Source organism: Shewanella sp. GXUN23E (assembly GCF_050865035.1).
Taxonomy (GTDB): domain Bacteria; phylum Pseudomonadota; class Gammaproteobacteria; order Enterobacterales; family Shewanellaceae; genus Shewanella.
Genome location: NZ_JBOZWP010000003.1, coordinates 1 through 15,386, shown reverse-complemented (window position 1 = coordinate 15,386; position 15,386 = coordinate 1). Strand labels below are relative to the sequence as shown.

Sequence of the window (15,386 nt, the reverse complement as noted above, 5' to 3'; positions counted from 1 at the left end):
ATAAAATGTTGGATCAGGAAATCAGGGCATTCTTTGTCTTTAAATCAATTTACGAAACCGGCAGCGCGCGACTCGTTGCCGAGATGTATGATATTTCACAGTCAAAAGTGAGCCGCTATCTGTCCGGCTTGCGTGACCTCTATGCAGATACCCTGTTTATCCGCAAGAAGACAGGCTTTGTACCCACTGCCCGGGCGCATCAGCTCTACCCTGTGGTCAGTCAGGTTGTGTCGCTGACAGAAGATCTGATCCAGCAAAACAGCCGGGATGTCGAGGTCAAAGAGTGCGTCATTGCGGTGCCGCCAACCTTCTCCGTAGGCCTGCCTGATTACCTGGAAAAGACCCTGAAACTCATCTATCCCGGCCTGTCGTTTGCGGTAAAACCAACACGTCGTGGTATCTGTGAAGATGTGGTCAAAGGCAATGTCTGTATCGCGGTCACTCACAGGGAATGTACCCGCACAGCCGATTGCAGTAAGCAGGGGGTGTCGATGATCACGGCCGAGCCTGTGTGTGATGGTGGCGTGATTTATGCGGTCGCTGCTGAAGATCATCCGCTGTGGGCTGAGGAACAACTGGTGCTGGAGCAGATCGCTCAGTATCCATTTGTAGTCACTCAGATGCCGGGTTTCAATGATGAAGTGGACCCATTTGAAGTCTTCTGCGCCAAGCAGGAGATGACCCTGAACGTCACCCAGCGTACCGCCAGTCTGGCAACCTTGCTGGAAAGCCTGATGCAGTCCAACGCCGTGTCATTCCTGGGTACCGCCTGTGCAGCCGAGTTTATGACCCGTTTCCCCGGGATGAAGGCTGTGGCTCTGTCTGAGGCAGAGTTCGCCAGATTGCATGACAGAGTGGCGCCGCCTAAATATGGCTTTATCTGTCGTCTGGATCGTCGCGAAAAAATCCCGCCGCTGCTTATCTCGGCCATCAAGAGTTATATCATGGAGCAGGTAAACGCGAAGTAATTGATATAATTTTGAAGGTTAAAAAAATCGGGGTGGAAATAATTTCCGCCCCGAATTTTATTCGTGATAGATATCAATTAACAAACATGATCGGCGGAATAATATTATTCCCCGGAAACCCGGTAATACTCAAAACCGGCATCATTACCCAAATTCGAGTAAGTTGACGTACCCAGATACAGCTCACCATCAATGATGGCGGCGTTACGGATACCGTTGTTGCCTGGATTATCAAAGCCGTTCTCGGTTATCACTTTGGCGGCAGAATCGGTGTTCTCAAACACAATCAAATCAGCCCCGGATTTGTTGCTGTTACCCGGCACTTTCTGGGCCCACTCATAGACATAGTACATGGGGTTGTTGGTGGCCTGATCGAACCAGGATGCGCCGCCCATCATATCCACCGGAATACACTGACCCTGCAGGCAGAATTGATCCGGCTTGAGGGTTGGCAGACCGGCTGCCTTGGACTGAATGCCACGGATGTTGTCATAGTAGTCACGCATGCCGCTGCCCAGGTCAAAACCACCATAATACAGCCTGTCGTTGTGAACCACGGCGGTCCAGGCATATACGTTCAGCACTTCGCCCCAGCCGGCCGGGCCATATTGAGGCGTCAGCCCCATACGATTAGGCTTTTGCTGCCATTGGTTGCCATCAAAAGTCCACTGCAGCTTGTCGCCGTACAGGAGTTCAGGTTTGAATTCAGCGGGCGTGAAGAAGGAATCCATCTTCATGCGAAATAGTGAAGAGGCACGCCAGCTGTTGATAGCCAGCTCCTTTTCGACCTTGCTGTACTGACCATCGGTTACTGCCGGGAATTGCGCCGGATACGCCGCTTTGAGCTTGTCATACCCGCCTGAGTGACCCACATGCATGGAGCCAAAGTAGAGGTATCCCTGATACATGGTCATGGCACCCATTTCATAGGTTTTGGCGATGACAGGATCGGCATCAAAGTCTTCGGTCTTGAAGATGGTGGTAAAGGTCATGGGATCAGCTTTACTGAAACCGGCTGCCGGCATCGGGTTGGAGGCCAGCAGGTTACCGCCCTGATAAGCGGGATCTTTGGCGGCCCTGGGGTGTGCCCAGGTGCTGACCACCAGACGCTCGTTGCCTTTCTCATCGGCCGTGGTAACAAACTCACCCGGCAGGCCCTCAAATCTGAAGCTCTCCGGCGTAACAATCTCAAAGCCCTGCACATCGCCGCCTTCAAATGGTGCGGTTTTGCTGCCAACCCAGCGCAGTCCGACAGTACCTGAGGTTCCTGCCTGACCCAATGAGGTGTCCGGTCCCATAAAGGTATACAGCGCCTGGCTGCCATCCGGGTGGTTCAATACTGTCATGCGACGGGATGAGTCATAGGGAAAATCGGCCTTGCCCAAATAGGTTTGGGTCTGACTGTCGAAGGCAAATACCCGCAGGAAACCTTCGGCCGCTTCGGTAGCACTCTGGCTGTCGAGGTTGGCGTGACCGATGAAAAATACCACGCCATCATGGGCACCGGCGGAGCGGAAACCATAGATTTTGGGTGCCTCTCCTTCAAACTGACCATCGCCAAGGTGCTTGGTGGGACCATTGGCAATATCCCGGGCATAGTTTTGTCCGGCAGCATTCTGGATTTCATCCGGATTGATAATCCGGGTTTCATTGCTGCCCACATCATAGATATACAGCTGTCCGGGACGGGCGATGTCGACCAGATTGCAGGCCTGCACTTCAGAATCAAAGGCGGTCACCATCATCGGCAGTTTGAGGTGTTTCATCATCCAGCCACACCAGCCGTTATTCAGGCTGCCAAACCAGATTTTGTCATCAACCTGCGCGACGCCCCAGGCATAGGAAGCGTTGCGACGGACTTTGGCTGGCTGAATGGGCAATTCGGCATCGGACTCGGTCAACCCGGCGTAAGGTTGAAACTCGTTTAAACTGCTGGCCCGGCCAAAATAGATCTCATCCACGGGCGCGATGGATACCCGCTGCGCACTGTATTGGGTTTCAGGGGGGACAACCAAAGAATCATTGTCGTCATCATTACATGCCATCAGCGTACCGCCGAGCATTCCCAGTACTACCCATTTGGAAATTTTAGTCAGTTTCATTTTCCCATCCTGTTTATCAACCGGTGCCAATACACCAGCCGCAAGTACACCTTGCTGAATTGGTACTCAGCAAATAGCGATATTAGTTATTTAAAAAGTTTTACGTTTGAAACGAATTTATTACTGAATATTATTGAAGCCAAAACTACCAATAAAATGATCCAGAATATCAATGGATAACTCGGATCTTAATTTTTCATAGCTCAGCAGATGAATGTGTTTATAGTGACATTTGATAACATTTTTGTGTTCCAGCTCACTTAATAACTTGCCATAGTATTGGCGTGTCATGCCGGTGTGGTTACACATAATCTGCTGCGATACCTGGTAGCTTGGTTGTGTTCGTTTGGCATTGGAAGAAAACATCAGCAGCATGGTCAATATCGCATAATCTCTCTTGTTGAGCATTGAGCGCAGGTATCCCAGCTCAGAGATAATACTGAGCTCGTAAAGATACAACTGCAGGATATTATTATGGAATTGCTGATTGCTATGGATAAAATCCTGCAATACATGCGCTTTCCAATAACAGATGATACCAGGCTCAAGGCAGATAAAATCTGATCTCGCTGCGGGTTGTAAATTCTCAATTGCGGTTATCACAAAATTATCAGCGGTACGATTGCTTGAATATATTTCCAGGCCTTCACCAAAATTGTGTCGGGTAACTATGGCACCTTCTGCTAAATAAGCTAAGCCTTTGGACTCGCCGCGTCGACAGAATATATCACCTTCAGTTAATGGCATAATAATACAGTTCTCGACAAACTGTTTTGATTGCGTCGGTTCGCCCCCCAGATAAACAATCCGCTGGAGCAAATGACTTAAAATAACTGAATGATGGCTTGGCATATTGCTGTATCCGCTGCATAGCTTTGTTGCTCAGAGAGTACCACCAAGTCCCTGGTACCGAAGTTACCGGTTATTCAAAAGCGGGCACGCATCCTGCTGCCCACCGGATTTGGGGCTCAGATCTCACTGGTATTGATGATTTGTCCTCCATTTCTGCTCCGGGGATGTCTGGTGATGACCAGATTCGGATCGGTAATGGCCGAAGAGGGCAGACCGGGGGCGTCTGCCTGGTTACCGTAGCGTGCCCTGAGCTCATCGATTGGGCCAAACTCCAGCGCCCGTTGTGGGCAGGAGGCGACACAGACAGGCGCCAGTCCCTGTTTGAGCCGATCGTAACAACCATCACACTTGGTCATGACCCGCCGCTCCGGATGGATCTGCGGGGCATCGTAAGGACAGGCTCTGGCGCAGGCCTCACAGCCGATACAGGACTCCTCAAACACCCTGACCAGGCCGGTCTGACGGTCTTTATGCATGGCGCCGGTCGGGCAGGCCTGAACACATTTGGGGTTGTTGCAATGGTTGCAGGACAGTGCCAGGTAGCAGGCGAAGATATCCTGGGTGAAGGTGCCATTGGGGTTTTGTTGCCAGCTGCCGCCGGTATATTCGTAAACCCGGCGCCACTTGGGGCCGACAATCATATTGCTTCTGTCTTTACAGGCGACCTGACAGGTTTTACAGCCACTGCACTTACTGGCATCCAGATAGAAGCCGTATTGAATTGTTGAATTTTCCATACTTAGACCTGTGTGATTAAGCCAGTTCGAGTCTTACTCTTGCGCTGTTTGCCGGGATCCCGCGGGCCAGCGGGCTGGCTTTGCGGCTGGTGAGCACATTGATGTTGCCACCTGTGTCGACTCCCTGAGCATTGGGGGTGTACCAGGCTCCCTGGCCCATGGCCACGACGCCGGGCATTACTCTGGGGGTGACCCGGGCGCTGATCTCCATCTGGCCGCCACGGGGGCTGAGCAGACGGATTTTGCGGCCGTTGGCCACACCCAGCCGGTTGGCATCAAGCGGGTTGAGCCAGGCCGTTTGCTCGTTGGCTTCCTGCAGCCAGGGATAGTTGGCGTGAGTGGAATGCACCCGGGACTTGGCGTGAAAGCCAATCAGTTGCAGCGGAAACTCCCGTGCAAGCTCTGTATCCTCGGCGCCTTCCTGGGCGGCGATGTACTTGGGCAGATAACTGACTTCGCTCATGTCCAGCGCTTCGAGTTTTTCCCGGGCCAGAATTTTCAGCGAATAGGCTTCGATTTTGCCGCTGGGGGTGCCCAGTTTCACCTTGCCGCTGGTGTCCTCGCGGAACTGGCGCAGGGCGGTAAAGTTGGGGTTCTCTTCGGCCAGTTTGCGCGCCGGCAACTGGCCTTTGAGCGATTCATAGCTGGCCCCCGGCTCAAATACCCCGGGCAGCTTGTTGGCGAACTTTTCAAAACACCACTGTACCCATTCCTGCTGGGTCTTGAGTTCAGTAAAGCCAGCTTCAACGTTCATGGCGACTGCCAGCAGGCGACAGATCTCCCAGGTGCTCTTGGCTTCGTGCATGGGGGCAATGGCCTGCTCAAAGATATAGGAGTAACTCATCATCCCTGAGTCGTGGTCCAGCTTGTTGGTGACTATGTCTGAGTTTTCCAGGTTGGTGATGCAGGGCAATATGATGTCGGCCACTTTGGCACTGGGGCCAAACATATGATCGATGGACAGAATGAACAGATCTTCGGCCTGATTGAGGATGTCCAGGGTGCGGTTGATATCCGGTGTCTGGTTCAGCACAGTACCGCAGGCATTGGCAAAGATGAACTTGATCGGATTTTTCAGCGTCAGTGGGTGCTCTTTGGGATATCCCTGCTCAAACCCCAGCATCTGGCGCAGCCCATGATCCCTTGAGTTCAGTGGCTGTTGAATGCCCTCCAGCCACATATAACCGGGGATCGTGTACTCAGTGCCGCCAATGGTAATGGAACCTATGCTGCTGCCAAGACTGTCTGTTTCCATTCCCATCACCACAGGTTTGGCATAGGTCTTTGCGCCGGGCTGGGAGCAGAAGTTGGTACCGGACTGGCCGATTTTGCCCAGCAAGATCGGCAGCATAAACAGCGAGCGGGCGGCGTTCTCACCATTGACCTGGCGCTGAATACCCCATCCCTGCACAAAGAAAGGCTTGTTGGCGGCGGCGATTTGATCGGCCAGATCGCGGATGGTATCTGCCGCAATGCCGGTGATGGCCTCTGCCCACTCAGGAGTTTTCGGTTGATTGTCCGCCAGCCCCAGAATATGCCCTTTGTAGCTCTCCTCGGCTGATACAGCCGGTGTGCTGGCGGTGGCGGTTTCTGCATCATAACCAAACACTTTGCTGCGCAGGAACTCAAGATCCAGCGCCTGCTCGTGCTGCTCGGCGATCCACACATAGGCGATGGCTTCGGCCAGTGCGGCATCTGTGCCCGGCTTTATAGGTACCCACTGATCGTCGCAGACCACCATGGTGTCGGTGAATCTGGGTTCGATGTAGATGGATTTGAAGCCATACTGACGCTTGAGGTTGGTGTAGTCATACCCAGATCCGGCGCCACCCATACGGCTTTCCATCGGGTTGTAGCCAAAGCAGATCATCAGATCTGTGCCGTTTTTCATATCCAGCAGGCTGTTGCCGCTGCCCCACATATCCGCAAAGCCAAAGGTGCTGTTGGCGGCGGTCTGCATCTGGGCGGCTGAATAGCTGTCGTGGTACATCATGTAGCCGGAGGCCTCAATTTCCATCTGGAATCCCGGGATAGGCTCAAACGGAATCTTGGTTTTGGTGACCTGATGTAAGAAGCGCATGGCGGCATACATGCCATCGACCTGATAGTCATAATCACCGGTAGCCACCGGCAAATAGACGGACTGAGCGCCATAGGTATCTATGGTGTGTTGCAGGCGGGCGGACACTTCGGCGATTGCTTCATCCCAGCTGATACGGATGAACTGCTCACTGCCTCTGGGGCCGACCCGTTTCATCGGATACTTCAGTCGGTCGGCACTGTAGACCTTTTGTTTGAGCGCGCGGCCCCGCAGGCAGGGACGGATTTCATGTGAGGCGCTGTCGGCGTCCCACTTGTCGACGAAGCCTTTGATACCACTGGCTTCAGACTCGATGCGGGTGATGACACCATCGCGTGTATATACCCGCAGTGGACAGGTCTGGAAACAGTTGCCGATGCAGGCCGATAGCCTGGAAACCTCACCGGGTAATCCGGTATCCGGTGAGATCGGTGGTAACAGGGGGGATGCGGAATCACTGTTGCATCCAACCACAGTGGCAGAAGCTGCACAGGAAGCTGATAGCTTCAAAAAATCACGTCTTTTCATTATTCAGCTCTCAACCCAGTCAGTATTGAAATATTCTCTGGGTTATTTATTGCTATTTAACTAAAGTAGCGGGTTATCTATTTGAAATATTCAGGGAGCTTTCAGGGCGCTATTAAGTTAGTTTTTAATTGGCTGGCAGGAATGCAAACTAATATACATTTGATGTGTTTTATGGATATAAGTGTGAGGTGTTACGCAAATTCAATATGGTTTCTTTTTGTTAGCTATTCAATACTGTGATCCTGATTTTATATAGTGGTTTGCTTATCCTTAATTTGATGATTTATTAATAAATTATTTTTATGAGTAGGTCACAGATTCTATCCGGGTTTATGGCTATTAATAGTTGCGACCGCCCGTATGCCGCTAGCTGGCTGGTGTGGCGTTGATCACTTTATTATTGAGATTCATTCCTGATGGCTATTTCAGGGTGGAGTTTATTCCTTTGTAATTAATCTCCGGCTGTTATCTGAATGCTTCTTGTCAAACAACTAAAATACTATAGGGCTTGATAATGATGCTGCATGCTTTAAGTAAACTCCTGCTTGGAGTCGGCATATGTATTTCTGTCACAGTAAATGCAACCCCCTGGGATAATTTATCCGAAGCAGAACTTGAAACTACCCTGATGCAAAAATTCAAACAGGGAAATTATTCTCCGAAAGGTGCTGATTCCTGTTTGGGGTGTCACAAAAAGAGTGAATCTGTGATGGCTATTTTTAATAGCCGGCACGGTGATACCAATGCCAGTCGCTCGCCAATGGCCGGTCTGCAATGTGAAGCCTGCCATGGTCCCATGGGTAAACATAACCGTGGCGGCAAGGAGCCTATGATCGCCTTTGGCGATGATGCCAGACTCAGTGCCCCTGCTCAGAACAGCGTATGCCTTGGCTGCCACAACGAACCGGATGTCATGGCCTGGCATGGCTCTACTCACAATCTGGAGCAGATTGCCTGTGTTGATTGCCACCGGATCCACACGCCGCAGGACCCAGCGCTCAATCCACTCAAGGTCAATGACACCTGTATTCAGTGCCACACCCAGAAAGGTGCTGATCTGAACAAGCGCTCATCCCATCCGCTGAAGTGGGATCAGATGACCTGCAATGATTGCCACAATCCCCATGGCTCAATGAGTGAAGGTGCGCTGGTACAGCCCAATGTGAATACCACCTGTTTTCAGTGTCACGCTGAAAAACGCGGCCCATTTCTGTGGGAACACGCCCCTGTTACCGAAAACTGCGGTAACTGCCATAACCCCCATGGCAGCGTCAACGAATCGCTGGTGACCCAGCGTGCGCCGCAGTTGTGCCAGCAATGTCATGCCGACGATGGACATGGTGCCCGGGTGATCGCCCAAAGCGGTATCGACAGCTTTGGCGGCGGCAAGAGCTGCCTTAACTGCCACAACCAGATCCATGGTTCCAATCACCCCGCCGGCAAGTCGCTGGCCCGCTAACAGGGAGTGCATACGATGAAATTTCCATTGAATTTAATCACCCTGGCACTGCTGGGCGCATCCGGCAGCGTGATGGCGCTGGATTTCAGCGTGACCAACGCCAACACCAGCGCAGTGAATGTTGAAGATTATCAGTGCCGTCAGTGCGTGATTCAGCCCCGTCATCAGGGAGAGATCAGTGTCTCTGCCGGTTATGTTGACGGCAGTGATCCCCATGCCGGTAACCGCTTTGGTACTGACGAAGATGGGCTGAACGGCAGTGTCAGCGGTGATATCCGTTACCATAACGATGAGGGATATCGCTCTGCTATTCAGGCGCATCAGCTGGGGCTGGAGAACAGTTTTGCCCATATCGAATCCGGCAAAGTCGGCCGCTATCAGGTGGATCTGGATTACCGGATGATCACCAGCTATCGCAATGGTGATGTACCGACTCAGCTGTGGCATGACAATGGTGTGCTCAGTCCATCAGAGACGACTCGTCTGCTGGATTTAAACCTTGAGCGGCAGAAGGCTGGTTTGGGGCTGGAGTACAGGCTTGGTGACCTTCAAAGTTGGATTCGCTACGACCGGGAAGAGAAAACCGGCCATCGTCAGGCCAGCCTGGTGTCACCCAAGCCGATCAACTTTGCCTTGCCGGTTGATTCAAGTACCGACTCACTGGCCGCCGGTTTGGCATTTTCCGGTCAGCACTGGCTGGTGGATCTGAACTATCAGGGCAGCTTATACGACAACGACATCGAACACCTGAGCCTTACGGTACCACTGTGGTACGACATCTACAGTGCCACCCCGGATAACCAGGCCCACCAACTGAGTTTGTCCGGCCAGTATCAGCTGAATACCACTGTCATGACCGGCAGAGTTGTTGCCGGACGCATGATCCAGGATGACGATCTGATCCCGGTCAGCGGCAATCCCATTGTTAACTGGGACGGTGAAGTCGATACCCTGGATGCCGGTTTCAATATCACCTCTATGCTCACCAATCGCCTGCGCCTTGGTGCCAGTGTGGATTACAGCGACAGAGACAATAAAAGTTCGCTGTGGGATTTCAATCAGGGCATCGCAAGTCTGAGTTTCGACCCGCTGTCCGGCGGCTTTAGCCAGAATCTGCCGTTGGATATCGAACGCCAGACTTACAAGCTCAATGCGGCTTATCGCCTCGCATCCGGCTACCGTTTAATGGCAGGCTATGACCGTAAAGAAGTCAGCCGTAGCTATGGCGAGCGGGAAGATACCCATGACGACAAGCTCTGGGCCAAACTCAAGATCAGCGCCATTCCCGGAGTGGTTCTGCAGCTTGATGCCGACTATGGCAAGCGGGGTGGCAGTGAATATCAGGCCAATGAGCTGACCTCTACCGAAGAAACTTCGCTGCTGCGCAAATACCATCTGGCGGATCGTGAGCGCACGGCCGTGGCGCTGAAGGTGAACTGGCAGGCCATGGACTGGCTGAGTCTGGATCTGCGCAGTTACTACGCCGTGGATGACTATGACGAAAGTGTACTGGGTCTGACCCATTCAAAAGACTATGGCTATGATCTGAATGCCAACCTGACTCTGGGTGAGCAACTGACTGCCTACGGTTTTGCCGGTCAGCAATATATAGACTCAGACATTGCCGGCGGCGAATTTGCAGGAGCAGGCCTGTGGCAACAGACTGTGGAAGATCATTTTATCAACCTGGGCGCCGGTATCGGCTATACCGGTCTGCTGGATGGTCGTCTGTCACTGGGGGCTGATTACCTGTTTGCCAATTCCGGCAGCGATGCCCATCTGTTGGTCGGTGCCCCGACTAATCCGGGCGACTACTACTCCTATCAACACAGCGCCAGCGCCTACGCGGCCTATGCACTCAACGCGCAGATGACGCTGAAACTTGCCTATCAGTACGAACGTTATTACGACACAGACCCTGGCGTCGTGGCGGTGAACGCCATTCCCGGACTGATAACCCTTGGCGATCTCAACCATAACTACAACGCACATCAGATCATGCTGTCTTTCAGCTATCTGTTGCCATGACAGGGTTGAGGCGCATTTCTCGATGAACCTACAAGAGTTTCAAGAATAAGAGGAAGGACATAATGGAACGCAGAAGTTTCTTAAAAATGAGTGCAGCACTTGGATGCGCCGCATCGGTAGCCGGATGTGACTCCAGCTCAAGTGATGTTGATGCGAAACCACCGCTACCTCCCATGTCACTTGAACGGGTGAACTGGTCGTCCTGCACCTGCAATTGTGCAGCCGCCTGTGCATTAAAGGTCTACAGCCGGGATGGTGTAGTGACCAGAGTTGAAACCGACAGCAGCGGCCCGGATACCGGCGTGGATATTCAGGCCAGAGCGTGTTTGCGGGGCCGATCTTCAAGACAAAAAATCTACGCGGCGGATCGACTGAAAACGCCGATGAAGCGGGTTGGCAAGCGAGGTGAGGGTAAGTTCGTTCCGATTTCATGGGATGAAGCCTATTCAACTATTGCTGCTGAGCTGAAAAGGGTAATTGATACCTACGGGAATGACGCCGTGTATTGGCAATATGCTTCCGGAACCAATCAATATCGGGCGGGCGGACGCGAGTCTTCAAAGAGGTTGCTTAACCTTCTCGGTGGTTTTCTGGATATGTACGGCTCATACAGTGCAGCGCAGATTGTTCCTGCCTCTGTTTATACCTTTGGTGAGTTTGCATCCAGTGACTACAAGCAGATGAATAACAGTGACCTGATTCTGTCATTTGGGTTCAATCCTGCAGAAACCCGGATGAGTGGAACGGGGGGCGGCTATGACTATGTCAACGCGGCCACTGAGGTCACTACGATTGTTGTTGATCCGCGTTACTCAGAATCGGCATTGGCTGATGGCTGCAGTTGGCTGCCGATTCGTCCGGGAACCGATGCTGCGCTCTGTGAGGCATTGGCTTACCAAATTATTTCTCAGGGACGTCATGATCAACAGTTTTTGGACAAATACTGTGTTGGTTTTGATCAGCAATCTCTGCCTGAAAGTGCTCCGGCAAATTCCGACTATAAATCCCATATTCTGGGGTTGGGAGCGGATGGTATTGCAAAAACGCCAGCCTGGGCTGCGGCCATCACCGGGATCCCAGAGCGTCAGATCATTGATCTCGCGGATAAGTTAACAAACGCCCGGGCGCCGTTTATCACCCAGGGATGGGGACCTCAGCGTCAGGCCAATGGTGAGCAAACTGCCAGAGCAATCTATATGCTGCCGCTGTTGTTGGGCAAGTTAGGTTTGCCCGGTACCAATAATGGTAACTGGCCACGTCACGGCGGAACTCTGGGAGCCATGCCTATCGGGGTGAACAAGGTTAAGGCCAAGATCCCATGTTTTATGTGGACAGAGGCCGTGATCAATGGCAAGAACATGACGGCTACAGAGCATGGTGTACAGGGGGTGGATAAGCTCTCGCAGAATATTAAGTTTATCTGGAACTACGCTGGCAACACCATGATTAATCAGCATTCAGATACTTTTGCGACAGCAAAAATCCTGGAAGATGAATCTCTGTGCGAGTTTATTCTGGTGCACGATGTTCAGATGACTCCCAGTGCGATGTTTGCGGATATTTTGCTGCCCGATGTCATGGATTTGGAGCAACACGACATCATTTCAAATCCGGGCACAAACATGGAGTCTGTCATTGCCATGACAACCTCTGTTAAGCCTCCTTTCGAAGCCAAGAGCTGTTTTGATGTCTGCTTGGAGTTGGCCAAACGTCTTGGGGTGGAAGAGGCCTTTACTGAAGGCCGCGACTATCAGCAATGGGTAGAGTATGTGTACCAGAGATCCCGCACCAAAAATCCGGCGCTGCCTTCCTATCAGGAAGTATGCGAAAAAGGTGTGGTCAAAGTTGCTCAACAGGGGGAAGGGATCACCTTGCAGAAATTCATTGCCGATCCTCTGGCTAATCCGGTATCTACGCCATCCGGCAAGATTGAAATCTATTCAGAGCGACTGGCGCAAATTGCTGCTCAGTGGGCGTTGCCCGAGGGCGATGTGATCAGCGCTATTCCAATGTATTGCGATACCTGGGAAGGCGTGGGAGATCTGGAAACCAAACAGGATTTCCCATTGCAATTGATTGGTCACCATACCAAAGGACGCACCCATTCGAGTTTCCATAATATTCCCTGGCTGAGAGAAGCGGTTCAGGACGCGGTCTGGATGAACCCTATTGATGCAATGAACAGAGGAATTAATCAGGGGGACGAGGTGATCGTCAGCAGTAAACGTGGTGCTGTCAGAACGATTGCGAAAATAACACCCAGAATTATGCCGGGAGTTGCTTCACTGCCACAGGGGGCCTGGTTTAAGCCAGAGAATGGTACTGACATAGGTGGTTGCGTCAATAGCCTGACCTCTTTGCGTCCAAGCCCCCTGGCAAAAGGGAATCCACAACACACCAATCTGGTTCAAATCACCAGGGCATAATTCAGGGAGTTACCAAATATGACAACCAATACTCAATATGGATTCTATTTTGACTCCAGCAAGTGTACCGGCTGCAAAACCTGTCATATCGCCTGTAAAGACCGTATGGCCGGTTTGGAGCGGTCCCGGGATGATGTGGTGAATGACGGGGTTGCCACATTGAAAGGCATGTTGTGGCGCAGAGTATATGAATATGGCGGCGGGATCTGGCAGGAAAACAGTGATGGCAGTTTTGAGCAGAGTGTTTTTGCCTATTACATGTCGGTTGGTTGTAACCACTGCTCCAATCCTGTGTGTGTGAAAGCCTGTCCTACAGGCGCGATGCACAAGCGTCGGGAAGATGGCTTGGTTCAGATTGCCAAGGAGCTGTGTATCGGCTGCGGTAGTTGTGCCAAGGCCTGTCCTTATGATGCGCCACAGCTGGATGCTGGCAGGAAGGTGATGACTAAGTGTGATGGGTGTGCTGACCGCTTGAAAACCAATGAGTTGGGCGAGTTGGTACAGAAGCCTGTTTGCGTTGAAGCCTGTCCAATGAGAGCGCTGGATTTCGATACTATCGAAAATCTTGAAGCTAAATACGGAAAAGGTGACAGTCATATTGCACCTTTGCCATCTCAGGGAATCACTTCTCCCAACCTGATTGTGAAGATCAATGCCAGAGCCCAGTCCGGAGGCAGTTTGTTAAATCCGGCTGAAGTCTAAAGGTTCGGCGGGCGGCTGTAACCCGAGGTTGAGCGTCAGAACTCCACTGACGCTTCTCTTTCAAAAGGTTGGGATGACACCTTCGACCATGATGACAAATGAAGAAATAGACTTTGAACTGCTCCAGGGCATGGCCCGGGTGCTTAACCATGTGTTTTACATCTATCCGGAAAAACAACAACTGGATGGTTTTGCTCAGGGCCAGCTGGCGCGCAACTGGCCGCTGGCATCTGCGGCCTGTGAGCTGTTGCAACAGACCCTGTCGGACTGGCTGCTTGCCAAAGACCCTGAGCGCGAACAGTTATTGCTGGCGTTAAAGCTGGATTACGGCCAGCTGTTCTTTGGCCCCGGACACCCCAAAGCCGCGCCCTGGGGCTCGGTCTACACCAGTGAAACACAACTGCTCAATGAGCGCAGCACGCTGGCGCTGATGGACTTTTATCGTGAGCAGGGAATAACCGTGAGTGCGGCTTCCAATGAGCCGGTTGATCACATAGGGCTGATCTTTGCGGTTATCGACAGCCTGTTGCTGCAAGCAGTGCAGGGTGGCGATGAGCAGCGAGCGCTGATGTTGCTGCAAACCCTGCTCAGTGAGCATCTGCTGCCCTGGTCGGGACAATGTCTGGCGCTGGTGGAGCTGCATGCCACTACCGACTATTACCGCTGTTTTGCCGTGCTCGCCAAAGAGTATCTGGTGACACTCAGTCAGGTCTTGGGGCCGAGGCCAGCGGCTGCGAGGATTCCTGTCAGGGCTGCTGTGGCTATCACACCATAGCGGGATGCAGACAGGCTTCATCTTCGGCGCGGAGTGATAAAGGCGCAGGCGGGTTTTCTCCGGTGCTGATATCAGCAATATGAGGGGGCATGTGTCCCTTCATATTCATATCTATCTGTTCAGTTATCCGCTTGCTTCTCCGTTTATTGGAGTAATGGTATTCCTTTTTTTCGCAGGATTTATCGTCAGGCTGTGAGGACATGCCGGTGTAATTAAGGGCAATGACTTATGATAATTATTGATAATAATTATCATCCTCTCACTTGTTTATCTGATAAGTGAAATACTTCTTAGTGGGTAAAGTGGTTATTTTTGAACTTCATCAAATTTTAACCTTTGGCCATGGAGAGAGTTAATTCACAATTGGGAAATGCTTATTTAACAAGTGGTCTTGTGTTATCTCTTAACAAGTTTCTAAGTGTCTAATATAGAATGATTTTAATCATGTATTCCGGGTGCTTTTTATCTGCGTTTAAAGTGGGTTTCCTGCGGCTTGGCTCACGAAAATATTTGTTCTGAATGCGCGATCGCATTTTTCCACTCCTGAAATATAACAATCCCCGATTCAGCAATTACCTCTTTTAGAATACTCATCACGTGGTATTTACCCGATTCCAAATAACAAGAGTGAAAGGCCAGAGAATGAATGAGCGTGTAACCAGAGGCTGGAAAAGCAGCCTGAGCGCACTGTTCGCCGTGGGATTATCCATGGCGTTTTCTGTTGCTGCG

At 51.7% G+C, this 15,386-nt stretch carries 10 protein-coding genes; 6 read left to right on the top strand and 4 right to left on the bottom strand.

Annotated elements, in window-relative coordinates:
* The first annotated feature begins 5 nt into the window (after positions 1–5).
* On the top strand, positions 6–968 hold the full coding sequence (locus ACRRUX_RS03830; protein WP_432527349.1) for a LysR family transcriptional regulator: 963 nt from the start codon (positions 6–8) through the stop codon (positions 966–968).
* A 104-nt stretch (positions 969–1,072) separates the two neighbouring features.
* Here ACRRUX_RS03830 and ACRRUX_RS03825 read toward each other — a convergent pair whose 3' ends face one another.
* The 4 genes from ACRRUX_RS03825 to ACRRUX_RS03810 all read right to left on the bottom strand — a co-directional run bounded on the left by ACRRUX_RS03825 (position 1,073) and on the right by ACRRUX_RS03810 (position 7,267).
* The gene (locus tag ACRRUX_RS03825) at positions 1,073–3,070 is read right to left on the bottom strand and encodes a hypothetical protein (protein ID WP_432527347.1); all 1,998 of its coding nucleotides are present in this window, start codon (positions 3,068–3,070) and stop codon (positions 1,073–1,075) included.
* A gap of 120 nt (positions 3,071–3,190) precedes the next feature.
* Positions 3,191–3,922, bottom strand: a complete 732-nt coding sequence (locus tag ACRRUX_RS03820) for a Crp/Fnr family transcriptional regulator (protein ID WP_432527345.1) — start codon at positions 3,920–3,922, stop codon at positions 3,191–3,193.
* Between the two features lie 116 nt (positions 3,923–4,038).
* Positions 4,039–4,659: a DMSO/selenate family reductase complex B subunit gene (locus ACRRUX_RS03815; protein ID WP_432527343.1), complete on the bottom strand. Its 621-nt coding sequence runs from the start codon at positions 4,657–4,659 to the stop codon at positions 4,039–4,041.
* A 16-nt stretch (positions 4,660–4,675) separates the two neighbouring features.
* Positions 4,676–7,267 carry a molybdopterin-dependent oxidoreductase gene (locus ACRRUX_RS03810; protein WP_432527341.1) on the bottom strand — a complete coding sequence of 864 codons (2,592 nt, stop codon included), beginning with the start codon at positions 7,265–7,267 and terminating at the stop codon, positions 4,676–4,678.
* A gap of 514 nt (positions 7,268–7,781) precedes the next feature.
* Here ACRRUX_RS03810 and ACRRUX_RS03805 point away from each other — a divergent pair.
* The 5 genes from ACRRUX_RS03805 to ACRRUX_RS03785 all read left to right on the top strand — a co-directional run bounded on the left by ACRRUX_RS03805 (position 7,782) and on the right by ACRRUX_RS03785 (position 14,657).
* Positions 7,782–8,726: a DmsE family decaheme c-type cytochrome gene (locus ACRRUX_RS03805; protein ID WP_432527339.1), complete on the top strand. Its 945-nt coding sequence runs from the start codon at positions 7,782–7,784 to the stop codon at positions 8,724–8,726.
* A gap of 15 nt (positions 8,727–8,741) precedes the next feature.
* Entirely contained in the window at positions 8,742–10,754 is a 2,013-nt protein-coding gene (locus ACRRUX_RS03800; RefSeq protein ID WP_432527337.1) for an MtrB/PioB family decaheme-associated outer membrane protein, read from the top strand.
* Positions 10,755–10,816: 62 nt separating this feature from the next.
* Entirely contained in the window at positions 10,817–13,180 is a 2,364-nt protein-coding gene (locus tag ACRRUX_RS03795) for a DMSO/selenate family reductase complex A subunit (RefSeq protein WP_432527335.1), read from the top strand.
* 18 nt (positions 13,181–13,198) lie between these two features.
* Positions 13,199–13,882 (top strand): 4Fe-4S dicluster domain-containing protein, encoded by a 684-nt coding sequence (locus ACRRUX_RS03790; RefSeq protein WP_432527333.1) that lies wholly within the window; start codon positions 13,199–13,201, stop codon positions 13,880–13,882.
* An 88-nt stretch (positions 13,883–13,970) separates the two neighbouring features.
* The gene (locus ACRRUX_RS03785) at positions 13,971–14,657 is read left to right on the top strand and encodes a TorD/DmsD family molecular chaperone (RefSeq protein WP_432527331.1); all 687 of its coding nucleotides are present in this window, start codon (positions 13,971–13,973) and stop codon (positions 14,655–14,657) included.
* Positions 14,658–15,386: the final 729 nt, after the last annotated feature.